This is a genomic window from Mesorhizobium sp. M0778 (genome assembly GCF_040320105.1).
Classification (GTDB): Bacteria; Pseudomonadota; Alphaproteobacteria; order Rhizobiales; family Rhizobiaceae; genus Mesorhizobium.
The window spans coordinates 1-14,078 of sequence record NZ_JAMYPA010000044.1 but is presented as its reverse complement, the minus strand read 5'-3'; the positions used below and the strand labels follow the sequence as shown (position 1 = coordinate 14,078).

At 63.6% G+C, this 14,078-nt stretch carries 12 protein-coding genes; 10 read left to right on the top strand and 2 right to left on the bottom strand.

What is annotated here, in order from left to right:
* The 5 genes from NKI22_RS31040 to NKI22_RS31020 all read left to right on the top strand — a co-directional run.
* Window positions 1-214: hypothetical protein (locus tag NKI22_RS31040; RefSeq protein WP_352939738.1), on the top strand; the 214-nt coding region annotated here is incomplete at its 5' end.
* The gene (locus tag NKI22_RS31035; RefSeq protein ID WP_023720555.1) at window positions 211-510 is read left to right on the top strand and encodes a DUF1236 domain-containing protein; all 300 of its coding nucleotides are present in this window, start codon (window positions 211-213) and stop codon (window positions 508-510) included. The genes NKI22_RS31040 and NKI22_RS31035, both read left to right, overlap by 4 nt.
* 313 nt (window positions 511-823) lie before the next feature.
* A complete protein-coding gene (locus NKI22_RS31030) occupies window positions 824-1,672 on the top strand; it encodes a MetQ/NlpA family lipoprotein (RefSeq protein ID WP_352959654.1) in 849 nt (282 codons plus the stop codon).
* 134 nt (window positions 1,673-1,806) lie between these two features.
* Window positions 1,807-2,871: a methionine ABC transporter ATP-binding protein gene (locus tag NKI22_RS31025; RefSeq protein WP_156948146.1), complete on the top strand. Its 1,065-nt coding sequence runs from the start codon at window positions 1,807-1,809 to the stop codon at window positions 2,869-2,871.
* On the top strand, window positions 2,852-3,508 hold the full coding sequence (locus NKI22_RS31020; RefSeq protein WP_023720558.1) for a methionine ABC transporter permease: 657 nt from the start codon (window positions 2,852-2,854) through the stop codon (window positions 3,506-3,508). The genes NKI22_RS31025 and NKI22_RS31020 overlap by 20 nt, the downstream gene beginning before the upstream one ends.
* Before the next feature lie 32 nt (window positions 3,509-3,540).
* Here NKI22_RS31020 and NKI22_RS31015 read toward each other — a convergent pair whose 3' ends face one another.
* Window positions 3,541-5,283, bottom strand: coding sequence for a hydantoinase B/oxoprolinase family protein (locus NKI22_RS31015; RefSeq protein ID WP_352495105.1), 1,743 nt, complete (start codon window positions 5,281-5,283; stop codon window positions 3,541-3,543).
* 1 nt (window position 5,284) lies between these two features.
* A complete protein-coding gene (locus NKI22_RS31010; RefSeq protein WP_352959652.1) occupies window positions 5,285-7,369 on the bottom strand; it encodes a hydantoinase/oxoprolinase family protein in 2,085 nt (694 codons plus the stop codon).
* Between the two features lie 216 nt (window positions 7,370-7,585).
* Here NKI22_RS31010 and NKI22_RS31005 point away from each other — a divergent pair, with 216 nt between their 5' ends.
* The 5 genes from NKI22_RS31005 (at window position 7,586) to NKI22_RS30985 (ending at window position 13,930) form a co-directional block, all read left to right on the top strand.
* On the top strand, window positions 7,586-8,413 hold the full coding sequence (locus NKI22_RS31005) for a ferredoxin--NADP reductase (RefSeq protein ID WP_352481417.1): 828 nt from the start codon (window positions 7,586-7,588) through the stop codon (window positions 8,411-8,413).
* A 163-nt stretch (window positions 8,414-8,576) separates the two neighbouring features.
* Window positions 8,577-9,626 (top strand): deoxyribose-phosphate aldolase, encoded by a 1,050-nt coding sequence (gene deoC / locus NKI22_RS31000; RefSeq protein WP_352481416.1) that lies wholly within the window; start codon window positions 8,577-8,579, stop codon window positions 9,624-9,626.
* Window positions 9,627-9,639: 13 nt separating this feature from the next.
* Window positions 9,640-12,012, top strand: coding sequence for an aldehyde dehydrogenase family protein (locus NKI22_RS30995; RefSeq protein WP_352816791.1), 2,373 nt, complete (start codon window positions 9,640-9,642; stop codon window positions 12,010-12,012).
* Between the two features lie 178 nt (window positions 12,013-12,190).
* Window positions 12,191-12,922 (top strand): SDR family oxidoreductase, encoded by a 732-nt coding sequence (locus tag NKI22_RS30990; protein WP_352495108.1) that lies wholly within the window; start codon window positions 12,191-12,193, stop codon window positions 12,920-12,922.
* Window positions 12,923-13,084: 162 nt separating this feature from the next.
* Window positions 13,085-13,930 (top strand): fumarylacetoacetate hydrolase family protein, encoded by an 846-nt coding sequence (locus tag NKI22_RS30985; protein WP_023720565.1) that lies wholly within the window; start codon window positions 13,085-13,087, stop codon window positions 13,928-13,930.
* The last annotated feature ends 148 nt before the right edge of the window (window positions 13,931-14,078 follow it).

The window sequence follows — 14,078 nt, the reverse complement described above, 5'->3', positions numbered from 1 at the left end:
TTTCATGAGAGATCTCCTTGGAAAATGCGTCCCTTCACCGCGTAAAACTGCGGCTAAAAAATTTTGTTCCAAACCAATGGAGCGAAACGGCAAGCGATCCGAGCGGCGGAACAAGCTCCACCTGATGACGTTACCCGCCTATAGCGACCCCGCTGCGAACAGCATGACGCGGCGCAGCGCAGAGGTGGCCCACCACGAAAGGAGACAATCATGAGCATGCATCTTTCGGCAGCCGCGGCTGGGTTCTTGCTGCTTGCGGGTATTGGCGCCGCTGCCGCTCAGGACGTGGTCATCGAACCGCAGCAGGAGACGATCGTACGCGAGTATGTGAAAAAGCAGCCTCTGGCGTCCGTCCAGCTTCCCGGCGTGGAGCTCAATGTCGGCTCGACCGTGCCCGATACCGTCGAGCTTCATGAGGTTCCCGACGTCAAATACCGCTATGTCGTCGTCGACAACCAGACCGTCCTGGTCGATCCGGGCACACGCAGGATCGTGAAGGTCATCCAGTGAGCAATGCGCGTCGTTTTTTGAAGGGACATGCGGCGCGTCCTGCATTGTCGACATCCCAAACTGGTGCCCGTGCCTGGGCATTCGGACGCAGAAAGGCCCGCCGTTCCGACGCACGGCGGGCCTCATAGCGGAGTCAGCGCGCTAGGCGGCAGCGTCCTGTGCTCGCTAGGCCAGAAACTTTGACAGAATATTCCAGGCTCCTCATTTGGCGGGAAATACCGTTCTTTGATCTGGCGATCAGCATTTCCGATGATGCCCGCAAGGCTTCGCATTCCGCTTGGCCGCAATGATTTCAAAACCGATGGGATTGACCATGCCTGGGACTATCAACACTATGCTTCCATTCTTCTCAGCAACTATAAACCGGCGCGCCGGTCTGGCTGTACTTTTCGCGTCGGCGGTTGCGATTGTCGGCCTTGCTGCGCCGTCGTTCGCCGAAGACAAGACGGCGGTCAAGGTCGGCATCATGAGCGGCGAGGACGAGGATGTGTGGCGGGTCGTGACCGCCCAGGCGGCGGAGAGGGGGCTGACGATCGAGACCGTGGTGTTCAATGACTACACCCAGCCGAATGAAGCACTCGAGCGTGGCGAAATCGACGCCAACGCCTTCCAGCACAAGCCTTATCTCGACAACCAGATCAAGACGCAGGGCTATCACATCGTCCCGGTCGGCTATACCGGGGTCTGGCCGATCGGCCTCTATTCCAAGAAGTACGCGAAGATTGGCGACTTGCCCGAAGGCGCCGTCGTCGGCGTGCCGAACGATCCGTCCAATGAAGGGCGCGCGCTGCGTGTCCTGCAGAGCGAAGGTCTGATCAAGCTCAGGGAAGGAACCGGCATTCTGGCTACGACGACCGACATTGCCGAAAACCCGAAGAAATTGGTCGTCAAGGAGCTCGACGCTGGCATTGTCGGGCGCTCGGTGGAAGATCTCGACGGGGCCGTGGTCAACACGGATTGGGCGCTTAAAAGCGGCCTCACACCGGAGAACCGCATCGCCCAGGAGGCGGTGGCCGACAATCCCTACCGCAACTTCATCGCGGTCAAGGCCGGCAATGAAAACCAGCCCTGGGTAAAGACATTGGTCGCCTCCTACCAGAACGAAAAGGTGAAGGCCGAATTCGACCGGGTCTACAAGGGAACCGGCATCAGCGCCTATTGATACCGAGCTCGACTTGGCGCTGAAGCCCGGCATGATAAAGCGGTCCGCGCTCCAACGCGGACCGCGATCGCGTTTTGCGGGACACCAATACAGGAACTTTCATGAACCAGCATTTCGCCCCGGTCACCGAAGTCATGCATCCCGTCGGCAGCCGTTCCGCGGGACCGCACGATGTCGTACGCCTCATCGAGCTGAAGCGCCGCTTCGGCGCAACAGCGGCGCTGGACGGCGTATCGCTCAGCGTGCGCCAGGGCGAGATCCTCGGAATCATCGGCCGGAGCGGCGCCGGCAAGTCGACGCTGATACGCTGCCTAAACGGCCTGGAGCGGCCGGATACAGGACAGGTCTTCATCGAAGGCCGCGACATCAGCCGGCTCGGCGAGCGCGAATTGCAGCCGCTGCGCCGGCGTATCGGCATGATTTTCCAGCATTTCAACCTGCTGTCCGCCAAGACGGTCGAAGACAATGTAGCGCTGCCGCTCAAGATCGAAGGCCGGCCCAGGGCCGAACGCCTGGCGCGCGCTGCCGAGCTGCTCGAGCTCGTCGGCCTGTCGGAGAAGGCGAAAGCCTATCCGGCGTCGCTGTCGGGCGGACAGAAACAGCGCGTCGGCATTGCCCGGGCGCTTGCGGCGCGCCCAGCGCTGCTGCTGTCGGACGAAGCGACCTCGGCGTTGGACCCGGAGACGACGCGCTCCATCCTTGCCTTGCTCAGAGACATCAACCGGCAGCTCGGCCTGACCATCCTGCTCATCACCCATGAGATGGAGGTGATCCGTTCGATCGCCGACCGGGTCGCGGTGATCGACGCCGGACGAATCGTCGAGCAAGGGCCGGTGTGGTCGGTGTTTGCCGATCCGAAGTCGGCGATCACACAAAGCCTGCTCGGCGGCATCAGGCCGCAATTGCCGGCGGAGATCGCAAGCCGGCTAACGCAGAACGCCGGCGTGGAGGCGATCCTCAGGATCGACGTGGCGGGTGAGGCCGCGCGAAGCCCGCTTTTGTCCGATCTTGCCTCGGCAGTTCCCGGCTCGTTCCGCCTCGTTCATGGAGGCATCGATCACGTCCAGCAGCAGCCTGTCGGGACGCTGTTCGTCGCGGTCGCCGGTAGCAATGAAGCTCACCTGGCACAGGTGATCGCGTTCTTGAAAGCCCGCAATGCGCGGGTGGAGGTGCTTGGCCATGTCGCCAATTCTGTTTGAACTCCTGCTTCGATCCATCTGGGAAACGATCCTGATGACGGCCGCCTCCGGCCTCATCTCGCTGGTTTTCGGGCTGCCGCTCGGCCTGGCGCTGGTCGCCACCGACCGCGGCGGCATCGCCGAAAACCTGTGGGTGAACCGTGCGCTCGGCGCGGTCATCAACGGTTTCCGCTCGGTGCCTTTCATCATCCTGCTGGTTGCGCTGATCCCGGTGACGCGGCTGATCGTCGGCACCTCGATCGGCACATGGGCCGCCATCGTGCCGCTGTCGATCGCGGCCACGCCCTACTATGCCCGGATCGCCGAAGTGTCGCTGCGCGAGGTCGACCACGGGCTGATCGAAGCGGCGCGCGCCATGGGCGGCAACCGCTGGACGATCATCCGCGAGGTGCTGGTGCCGGAAGCGCTGCCCGGCATCGTCGCCGGCTTCACGGTGACGCTGGTGACGCTTATCGGCGCCTCGGCCATGGCCGGCGCCATCGGCGCCGGCGGGCTGGGCGACCTCGCCATCCGATACGGTTACCAGCGCTTCGAAACGTCAGTCATGATCGCCGTGGTCATCGTCCTGATCGTCCTGGTCTGCGGCATCCAGTGGGCCGGCGACCGGCTGGTCGCGAGGCTGGATCATCGGAACTGAGCGTGGCACAGCGGAGATGCTGGCCAGCATCGTCAGCCGGCGCGCTTCTTTTCGGTCGCTGCCCGGTCAATCGCCAACCCGTTCGCCGACAGCGCGACGCCGAACTTTTCGCCGGCTTCTGCGGGTGTGTAATAGCCTAGGGCGATATCCCGAGCGACCAATTCCGGATCACGCTGCCAGGGATTGCCGTAGCCGCCGCCGCCCGGCGTGCCAACTCGCACGCGGTCGCCGGCCTTCAGCGCGATGTCCTGTTCCTTGGAGAGGTGCGGCGGCACATGGGCCTCACCGTCGCGGAACACGGTCACCGTGTTGACCGCGCCGTCCTTGCCGCCGAGCGCGCCTTGCGGGCCGAAACGGCCATGGTCCATGACGAAGGAGGCGCGGGCGTCGCCACGCAGGATCTCGACCTCATAGGCGAGGCCAAAACCGCCGCGATGCTTGCCGGCGCCACCCGAGCCTTCGCGCAAGGCATAGTGGCGATAGAGCACAGGGAAAGCCTGTTCCATGATCTCGACCGGCGGCGATTTGGAAATGCCGATGGTCGAGCAGCCATTGGTCAGGCCATCATGATCGGCATTGCCGCCATAGCCGCCGCCGGATATCTGGTACATGACGTAGTCGCGGCCACGGAGCGGATCGTTGCCGCCGAGCGCGAAATTGCCGCTGGAGCCGGCGGGAGCCGCAGTCACCCTGTCCGGCAGCGCCTGCACCATGGCCGCGAACACCGCCTCGGCGATGCGCTGCGAAACCTCGGCCGCGCAGCCCGATACCGGCCGCGGATATTTGGCATCGAGGAAGGTGCCTTCTGGCCGCTTGACGATGAGCGGCTCGAAGGCGCCGGCGCTGATCGGCACGTCGGGGAAAATGTGGCGCATGGCGAGGTAGACCGAGGACAAGGTCGTCGCCAGCACGCTGTTCATCGGCCCGGCGCAGGGTTTTGACGAGCCTGAGAAGTCGAAGCGGAGCGTGTCGCCTTTTTTCTCGACGGCAAGCGCAATGGTCAGCGGCTCGTTCACCACCCCATCGGAATCGACGAAGGCCTGCGACCGGTAGATGCCATCGGGAATTGCCGCGATGTTGGCACGCATCTGTTCAGCGGCCCGGCGGCGCAATTCGGCGATTGCTTCGACGACTGTTTCGTCTCCGTAACGATCCAAAATGCCGTTGAGCCGGTCCTGGCCGATCAGCAGTGCTGCCGCTTGCGCGCGGATGTCGCCGATGCGCTGGTCGGCAACCCTGATGTTCGAGCAGATGATGGCGTAGATCTCAGGGTCGAGCACGCCCTTCTTGAACAATTTCACCGGCGGCAGCCGCAAGCCTTCCTGCTCCACCGCAGTCGCCGAGGCGGAGAAGCCGCCCGGCACCGAACCGCCAATGTCGGGCCAATGGCCGGTGTTCGACAGCCAGCAGAATATCTTGCCGTCGCGATAGACCGGCATGGCGAAGCGCACATCCATCAGATGGGTGCCGCCGAGATAAGGATCGTTGACGATGTAGATATCGCCCGGCTCGGGCGGCAGGCAGCGTCCGTCGGCGATCATCTCGATCACCGTTTTGGTCGAATACTGCATGACGCCGACGAACACCGGCAGGCCCTGGCTGCCTTGCGCGATCAGCGAACCATCGACTGCCGAATAGATGCCGTCGGAGCGGTCATTGGCCTCGGCGATGACGGGCGAGAAAGCGGCGCGCGAAAACGTCAGGTCCATCTCGTCACAGACCTGCTGCAGCGCCGCCTGGAGGACCGAAAGGGTGATGGCGTCCAGCTTTTGCATCTCAGGCCTCACCAATGTCGATGATGATGTTGCCGTCGGCATCCGAGCGCGCCCGGTCGCCGGGCTCGAGCACGGTTGTGGCATCCATCTGTTCGAGGATCGCCGGGCCTTCGATGATGGCGTCGAGCGGCAACTTTTCCCTACTGTAGACCGGCGTGTCGTACCAGCACCCGCCATACCAGACCGGCCGGATCTCGCGCCGCGCCTCTTCGAGCGTTTTGGCGCGGCCAGCCGGATCGATCAGCCGCGACAGATCGATCGCCGGCCGCACGCCGGTCACCGAGGTGTTGAGATTGACCAGATTGGCGCGGATTTCCGGCAGCTCGACCTTGAAGCGGGCGAAATAGGCCTTCTCGAACAGTTGCTGCAGGACCTCGCGCGTCACCGCAAACGACGGCAGCGGCACGTTAATAATATGCGTCTGGCCGACGAACTGCATGTCGGCGGAATGCGTGACGCGGATCGTCTCCGGCTTCACCGCTTCCTTGCCGATCAACTCTGCGCCTTCGTTTCGGTGCCGTTCCAATATAGCTTGGAGCTGGGCTTCATCGAGCCCCGCCACCGGCTGGTTGACCGTGTTGACGAAGTCATGGCGCAGATCGGCGACGACGCAGCCGAGCGCATTGGTAATGCCCGGCCGCGCCGGCACCAGCACCCGCGGCAGGCCGAGCTCGCGCGCCAGGGCGGTCGCATGCAGCGGCCCGGCGCCGCCGAAGGCGAACAGCGCGAAATCGCGCGGGTCGTGACCGCGCGACACCGAGACCATGCGGATGGCGCCCGCCATCTTCATGTTGCCCAGCCGCAGCACCGCACCCGCCGCCTCGACGCCGGACAGGCCGGTAGGTCGCCCGATCCTGTCCTCGAATATGCCCGTGACATGTTCGACGGTGACCGGGTTTTCCACCGCCAGCAGCTTTTTCGGCGCCAGCCGGCCGAGCACCAGATTGGCGTCGGTGATGGTCGGCTCCAAGCCGCCGCGGCCGTAGCAGATCGGCCCGGGATTGGCGCCGGCGCTTTCCGGGCCGATCTGGATCAGGCCGGCTGCATCGACGCGGGCGATCGAGCCGCCGCCGGCGCCGACTGTATGCACCGCCACCATCGGCACATGGATCGGCATCGCATATTCGATCTCGATCTCGTTCGACACCGCCGGTTCGGCATTGCGGATCAGCGCCACGTCGGTCGAGGTGCCGCTCATGTCGTAGGTGACCAGGTTTTCGAAGCCGGCGCGCTTGCCGGTATAGGCCGCGGCAATGACGCCGGAGGCGGGGCCGGACATAACGGTCTTGGCCGATTCACGTGTGACAAAGCGGGCCGAGATCATGCCGCCATTGCCGTTCATGATCAGGAAGTCGCGGGCGTAGCCTTTTGACGCCAGCTCCTTGCGCAGCCGTTCGACGTAGCGTTCGAGGATCGGTTGCACCGAGGCGTTGACCGAAGCGGTCACCCCGCGCTCGAATTCGCGCGCTTCCGAAAGCAGCGCATGGCCTGTCGTGATGTAGCCGTTCGGCCAAAGCTCGGCGCCGATCTCGGCCGCGCGCCGCTCATGCGCCGGGTTGGCGTAGGAATGCAGGAAATGGATGACGAGCGATTCGCAGCCGGCTTCGATCAGTTGTGAAATCGCTGCCCGCATCTCGGCCTCGTCGAGCGGTATGCGCACCGCGCCCGAGGCCTCGACCCGCTCCGACACTTCGAGCCGCAGATTGCGCGGAATGATCGGCACAAAGGTGCCTGTCATGCCATAGGCTTGCGGCCGTGTCCGCCGGCCAAGCTCGATGACGTCACGAAAGCCGCGCGTGGTGATCACGCCGGTTTTGGCCAGCCGGCGCTCCAGCACCGCGTTGGTTGTGGTCGTCGTGCCGTGCACGATGAGGTCGATGCCGTCCACGCGAAAGCCGGTGGCACCAAGAGCTGCAACGACGCCGAAAGCCTGGTTGTCGACCGTGGTCGGGGTCTTGGCGATATGCACCCGGCCACCATCACGGCCGTCGATCAGAAGCAGATCGGTAAAGGTGCCACCGACATCGATACCGGCGACGACGCTGCCCCTCGAATCCAGAGCTTGCGCCGAAAAATTCTGTTCCATTGTCGAAACCCGAAATGCCCGAACTGCTTACATGCCTCAGTTTGGAAAGCTGTTTTACGGCGACGTCTTGACGCAAATATCGTTTGTATACTAATAAATTCCGGACACAAGAGCTTACCGCTTCGGAGTGTGCAAGGGCACGCAGGAACCTGACCGGTTCGGGCGCGCAGGTGATAATTTGGCCCGGCGCTGAGCTGGCCCAGAAGGTTAGGTTTGATGAACACCACATCCGCGTTCAACACCGCCGGCGCCCGGCCGTTGCAGTTCCCGATACCGGCCAATGTCTATGCCGAAACCGTGGTCTCGGTGAAGCACTATACCGACCGGCTGTTTTCGTTCCGCATCACCCGGCCGCAGTCGCTGCGCTTCCGCTCCGGCGAGTTCGTCATGATCGGCCTGCCCAATGCCGAGAAGCCGGTGTTCCGCGCCTATTCGATCGCCAGCCCGTCCTGGGACGACGAGCTGGAATTCTTCTCGATCAAGGTGCCGGACGGCCCGCTTACCTCGGAGCTGCAGAAGATCCAGATCGGCGATACCGTCATCATGCGGCAGAAGTCGACCGGCACGCTGGTGGTCGACGCGCTGACGCCGGCCAAGCGCCTGTTCATGATCTCGACCGGCACCGGCATTGCGCCCTTCGCCAGCCTGCTGCGCGATCCCGACACCTATGAGAAGTTCGGTGAAGTCGTGCTGACCCACACCTGCCGCGACAATGCCGAGCTCATCTACGGCCAGGAACTGGTGGCCGCGCTGGAGAACGACCCGCTGATCGGCGAACTGACCGGCGGCCGCGTCACGCTCTATAATTCGACGACGCGTGAGACGTCCGAACGCATGGGCCGCATCACCGCGCTGATCGGCTCGGGCAAATTCTACACCGATCTCGGCATCGACAAGCTCAATCCCGAGACCGATCGCATCATGATCTGCGGCTCGATGCATATGCTGAAAGACGTGAAGGAACTGGCCGAAAGCCTCGACTTCCAGGAAGGCTCGCTGCATCATCCGGCAAGCTTCGTAGTCGAGCGCGCCTTCGTCGGCTGAGACGCGGCAGTTCAGCGTCCACTGCTTTGAGACCCTGATTTTGACCGGACGGTCAAAAATCGGCTGCCTTGACTGTCTTTTTCCGCTATGACCGCCTGAAGGACTCGTGAAGCGCTGCTTCACGGTCTATCTTCGGCATAAGTCGCTGAACAAGGGGCAGGAGATGAGCAGCACAATCCGCGAAACCGATCTCGGCACGTCCAAGATCACGCCGCTGCCGGCGCGCGCCGCCGCCAATGCGCCGATGCCGCAGGCCCATGCTATTGCTCGCAATCCCGGCATGAGGCTCGATCTTGGCTTCATGGAATCAATGCGCAGCGTCAACCGCTCGGCGCTGGAACGCCGCGTCGCCAGCCTGACCAAAAGACGCTCGATCAAGGCCGATAACCAGGCTGCCTGGCTGCTGCGTGCTGTCGCCTGCATGGACCTGACGACGCTGAACTCGAACGACACAGAAGAGCGCGTGCGCCGGCTCTGTGCCAAGGCGGTCAACCCATTCCGCCGCGACATTGCCGAGGGGCTCGGCATTACCGGCGAAAATATCCGCCCGGCGGCGGTCTGCGTCTATCATCCCTTCGTCGCCACTGCCGTCGAAGCACTGCGCGGCAGCGGCATCCGTGTCGCCGCCGTTTCCACGGCTTTCCCGCATGGCCTTGCCCCGCTTTCGACACGTCTGCAGGAGATCGAAGCATCGGTCCGGGACGGCGCCGACGAGATCGACGTCGTCATTCCGCGCGGTCTGGTATTCGGGGCGAAATGGCAGGAGCTCTATAACGAGATCGTCTCGATGCGGGCCGCCTGCGGCGAGGCGCATCTGAAGGTGATCCTCGGCACAGGCGACCTCGCCACGCTGCGCAATGTCATGCTCGCCTCGATGGTGGCGATGATGGCGGGTGCGGACTTCATCAAGACCTCGACCGGCAAGGAAAGCGTCAACGCGACGCTGCCGGTTGGCCTTGCAATGGTGCGCGCCATCCGCGCCTATTTCGAGGAAACCGGCTATCTCATCGGCTTCAAGCCGGCCGGTGGCATTTCTACGGCAAAAGCCTCGCTCGATTGGCTGGTGCTGATGAAAGAAGAGCTGGGCCGGCCGTGGTTGGAGCCGGAGCTGTTCCGCTTCGGAGCATCGAGCCTTTTGACCGACATCGAGCGCCAGCTCGAGCATCACCTGACCGGCCACTACTCGGCCAATCATCGCCACGCAATGGCGTGATTCGGAGCGCTTCATGAACATTCTCGAACGCTATCACGCCATGGATTACGGCCCGGCGCCGGAGGCCCGCAACGAGGCCGATGCCTGGCTGACGACCCGTGATTTCTCGAAAGCCCTGTTCATCGGCGGCGACTGGAAAGCAGCTGCAAATGGAAAGACCTTCGACACCAGCGATCCCGCCTCCGGCAAATTGCTGGCCAAGGTCTCGGATGCCGGTGCTGCCGATATCGATGCGGCGGTTTCGGCCGCCACAAAAGCGCTGCCGAAATGGAGCGCCAGCACCGGTTATCAACGCGCCAAAGTGCTCTATGCCATCGGCCGCGCCATGCAGCGCCACCAACGGCTGTTCGCGGTGCTGGAATCGATCGACAACGGCAAGCCGATCCGCGAAAGCCGCGACATCGACGTGCCGCTGGCGATCCGTCATTTCATCCATCATGCCGGCTGGGCGCAGGCGCTGGACAGGGACTTTCCAGCCCATAAGGGCGTCGGCGTCGTCGGCCAGATCATCCCGTGGAACTTCCCGCTTTTGATGCTGGCCTGGAAGATCGCGCCGGCGCTCGCTGCGGGCTGCACCGTGGTGCTGAAGCCCGCGGAATTCACGCCGCTCACCGCCATCCTGTTTGCCGAGATCTGTGAACGCGCCGGCGTGCCGAAGGGCGTCGTCAACATCGTCCAGGGCGGGCCGGAAGCGGGTGGGGCAATCGTCAATCATCCCGGCATCCAGAAGATCGCCTTCACCGGTTCGTCCGAGGTCGGCAAGATCATCCGCAAGGCCACCGCCGGTTCGGGCAAGAAACTTTCGCTGGAGCTTGGCGGCAAGTCGGCCTTCGTCGTTTTCGAGGATGCCGATCTCGACAGCGCCGTCGAGGGTCTGGTCGACGGCATCTGGTTCAACCAGGGCCAGGTCTGCTGTGCCGGCTCGCGCCTTCTGGTGCAGGAAGGCATCGCCGACGCCTTCATCGCCAAGGTCAAGACGCGGATGAGCCGGCTGCGCGTCGGCAGCCCGCTCGACAAGAACACCGATATCGGCCCGCTGGTCGATTTGACCCAACTCGACCGCGTCAAGGGCCTGATTGCCGAAGGCGCCAAGCAGGGCGCGATATGCTGGCAGCCGGACTCGGCACTGCCCGCCTCGGGCTATTACCATCTGCCAACGCTGGCGACAGGTGTTTCGCCGGCTAACATTCTGGCCCAGGAAGAGGTGTTCGGGCCGGTGCTGGCGACCATGACCTTCCGCAATACCGAGGAAGCGGTCGAGCTCGCCAACAACACACGCTATGGCCTGGCCGCCTCGGTGTGGAGCGAGAACATCAATCTTGCGCTGCACGTCGCGCCGCAATTGAAGGCCGGCGTCGTCTGGGTCAACGGCACCAACATGTTCGACGCCGCCTGCGGCTTCGGCGGCTATCGCGAGAGCGGCTTCGGCCGCGAAGGCGGGCGCGAGGGCATGTTCGAGTACCTCTCGGCAAAACTGCCGCTCGGCCCGATCATCAAACCGGCTGTGGCCACTGCCCAGCCCATCGAGCGCCCGGAAGGCGATGCCATCGACCGCACGGCAAAGCTGTTCATCGGCGGTAAGCAGGTCCGGCCGGACGGCAATTATTCCCTTGCCGTCGCCAGCGCCAAGGGCAAGCTCGCCGGCGAGGTCGGTCTCGGCAACCGCAAGGATATCCGCGACGCCGTCGCGGCCGCGCGCGCCTGCAAGGCCTGGCCGGAAGCGACCGCCTACAATCGCAGCCAGGTGCTTTACTATCTGGCCGAAAACCTGTCCGGCCGCGCCGACGAGTTTGCCGCCCGTCTGACCCAGCTCACCGGCGCGACGGCCAAGGCGGCGAGTGAAGAGGTCGAGCTATCGATCGAGCGGCTGTTCCTCTATGCCGGGCTTGCGGACAAGTTCGAGGGCCGCGTCCACCAGCCGCCGGCCCGTGCCGTCACATTGGCGCTGCACGAACCGGTCGGCGTCGTCGGCATCGTCGCGTCGGACAACGCACCTTTGCTCGGCCTGATCTCGCTGGTTGCGCCGGCGCTCGCCATGGGCAACACCGTGGTCGCCGTGCCGTCCGAACGATATCCACTGCTTGCCACCGACCTTTACCAGGTCATCGAATATTCCGACGTTCCGGCGGGCGCCATCAATATCGTTGCGGGCCGTAGCGCCGAGCTGGCCGGCGTGCTGGCCAAGCACGACGATGTCGACGGGCTCTGGATGTTCGCCGATGCCGAGACCTGTGCCAAGGCGGAGGCCGAGTCCATCGGCAATCTCAAGCGTGTCTGGACCGGCAACGGCCACAGCCTTGACTGGACATCGGGCGAAGCAGCCGGCGATGCCTTGCTGCGCCGTGCGATCGAGGTCAAGAACGTCTGGGTGCCCTACGGCGACTGAGTGTCCCGGAGGGACGTCCGGGCTTGACGGGCCAAAAGATGTTCTTTACCGAGAAAAAACATTTGGCCGGCAGGGCGAATATCGAAACAGGCGGGATGGTGGTGCCCGTCTGGCACATTGCGCCCCGGCCTTGTGCCGGTAAAAAGCCGAACGATCACAGACGGGCGAGGAGAAAAGCATGGCGGATCTGACAGGCAAGGTCGTTGTCGTCACGGCGGCGGCGCAAGGCATCGGCCGGGCAAGTGCGCTGGCTTTCGCCAAGGCCGGCGCCGTCGTCCATGCCACCGACATCAACGAAGTGGTGCTCGCCGACCTCGGCAAGACCCCCGGTATCAAGACCCGCAAGCTGGATGTCCTAAACGACGAGGCGGTGAACGTCGCTTTTGCCGAGATCGGCGCCGTCGACGTGCTGTTCAACTGCGCCGGCTTCGTCCATTCCGGCTCGATCCTCGAGATGAAGGACGGCGATCTCGACTTTGCCTATGATCTCAATGTCCGCTCGATGATCCGCACCATCCGCGCCGTGCTGCCCGGCATGCTTGAGCGCGGCGACGGCTCGATCATCAACATGGCGTCGCTGGCCAGCTCGACCAAGGGCGTGCCCAACCGTTTCGTCTATGGCCTGACCAAGGCGGCCGTTATCGGCCTGACCAAATCGGTTGCCGCCGACTATGTCGGCAAGGGCATACGCTGCAATGCGATCTGCCCGGGCACGGTCGAAAGCCCGTCGCTGCACGACCGCATGCACGCGCAGGGCGACTACGAAGCAGCCCGCGCCGCCTTCATCGCCCGTCAGCCGATGGGCCGGCTCGGCACGCCCGAGGAAATCGCCGACCTCGCCGTCTATCTCGCCGGTGCCACCTATACGTCGGGGCAGGCCTATAATATCGACGGTGGCTGGTCGATCTAGGAGTCTGAAAATCCAATTCTGCCGGGCGCCTGGCGCGGCGTCCGCGCTTGCCTAGGCTCACGTACTTTAAGTACGCTCCGCTCCGGTTCTCGAAACCCACGCCATTCGCCGCAGCGGAGCGAGTTTGCAAACGGCCTCTGGTCGCAACTGGGAGAAAACTGCATGAAACTGCTACGCTATGGCGAGGCGGGGAGCGAACGCCCTGGCCTCCTTGATGCGGATGGAACGATCCGCGACCTCTCCGCCCATGTCACCGACATTGCCGGCAGGGCGATCGACCCGGCATCGCTCGAGTCATTGTCGAAGCTCGATCCGAAATCGCTGCCGGCAGTTTCCGGCAAACCGCGCATCGGCGCCTGCGTCGCCGGCACCGGCAAATTCATCTGCATAGGCCTCAACTATTCCGACCATGCCGCAGAAACCGGCGCAACCGTGCCGCCGGAGCCGATCATCTTCATGAAGGCAAGCTCGGCCATTGTCGGGCCGAACGACGACGTGCTGATCCCGCGCGGCTCGGTGAAGACCGATTGGGAAGTCGAGCTCGGCGTGGTCATCGGCAAGACCGCTAAATATGTCACCGAAGCCGAGGCGCTGGACTATGTCGCCGGCTACTGCGTCGCACATGACGTCTCTGAACGCGCCTTCCAGGCCGAGCGGCAGGGCCAGTGGACCAAGGGCAAGTCCTGCGACACATTCGGGCCGATCGGCCCGTGGCTGGTGACCAAGGACGAGGTCAAGGACCCGCAGAACATTCCGATGTGGCTGACGGTCAACGGCAAGACCATGCAGAACGGCTCGACCAAGACCATGGTGTTCGGCGTCGCTTATCTCGTGTCTTATCTCAGCCAGTTCATGTCGCTGCATCCAGGCGACATCATCTCGACCGGCACGCCGCCCGGCGTCGGCCTCGGCATGAAGCCGCCGGTGTTCCTGAAGCCCGGCGATGTGGTCGAGCTCGGTATCGAAGGGCTGGGTATCCAGAAGCAGACGTTCAGGGCGGATGCGTAGAAACCTTCCCTTCTCCCCTTGTGGACCTGTTGGGCAGTCATGAGCAAAGCTTGCGGCGGCGGGGTTGCGGCGGTTGTTCGCTTGTTTGCGGGGGATTTGACGTCTTGTTTGGGGTTTCAGGCGGTCGTCCGACCCTGTATGGGCGGAA

Excerpts from the sequence above, each read along its gene's own strand:
- NKI22_RS31035 (WP_023720555.1), top strand. The coding sequence starts at position 211 with ATGAGCATGCATCTTTCGGCAGCCGCGGCTGGGTTCTTGCTGCTTGCG.
- NKI22_RS31030 (WP_352959654.1), top strand. The coding sequence starts at position 824 with ATGCCTGGGACTATCAACACTATGCTTCCATTCTTCTCAGCAACTATA.
- NKI22_RS31025 (WP_156948146.1), top strand. The coding sequence starts at position 1,807 with ATGCATCCCGTCGGCAGCCGTTCCGCGGGACCGCACGATGTCGTACGC.
- NKI22_RS31020 (WP_023720558.1), top strand. The coding sequence starts at position 2,852 with ATGTCGCCAATTCTGTTTGAACTCCTGCTTCGATCCATCTGGGAAACG.
- NKI22_RS31015 (WP_352495105.1), bottom strand. The coding sequence starts at position 5,283 with ATGCAAAAGCTGGACGCCATCACCCTTTCGGTCCTCCAGGCGGCGCTG.
- NKI22_RS31010 (WP_352959652.1), bottom strand. The coding sequence starts at position 7,369 with ATGGAACAGAATTTTTCGGCGCAAGCTCTGGATTCGAGGGGCAGCGTC.
- NKI22_RS31005 (WP_352481417.1), top strand. The coding sequence starts at position 7,586 with ATGAACACCACATCCGCGTTCAACACCGCCGGCGCCCGGCCGTTGCAG.
- deoC (WP_352481416.1), top strand. The coding sequence starts at position 8,577 with ATGAGCAGCACAATCCGCGAAACCGATCTCGGCACGTCCAAGATCACG.
- NKI22_RS30995 (WP_352816791.1), top strand. The coding sequence starts at position 9,640 with ATGAACATTCTCGAACGCTATCACGCCATGGATTACGGCCCGGCGCCG.
- NKI22_RS30990 (WP_352495108.1), top strand. The coding sequence starts at position 12,191 with ATGGCGGATCTGACAGGCAAGGTCGTTGTCGTCACGGCGGCGGCGCAA.
- NKI22_RS30985 (WP_023720565.1), top strand. The coding sequence starts at position 13,085 with ATGAAACTGCTACGCTATGGCGAGGCGGGGAGCGAACGCCCTGGCCTC.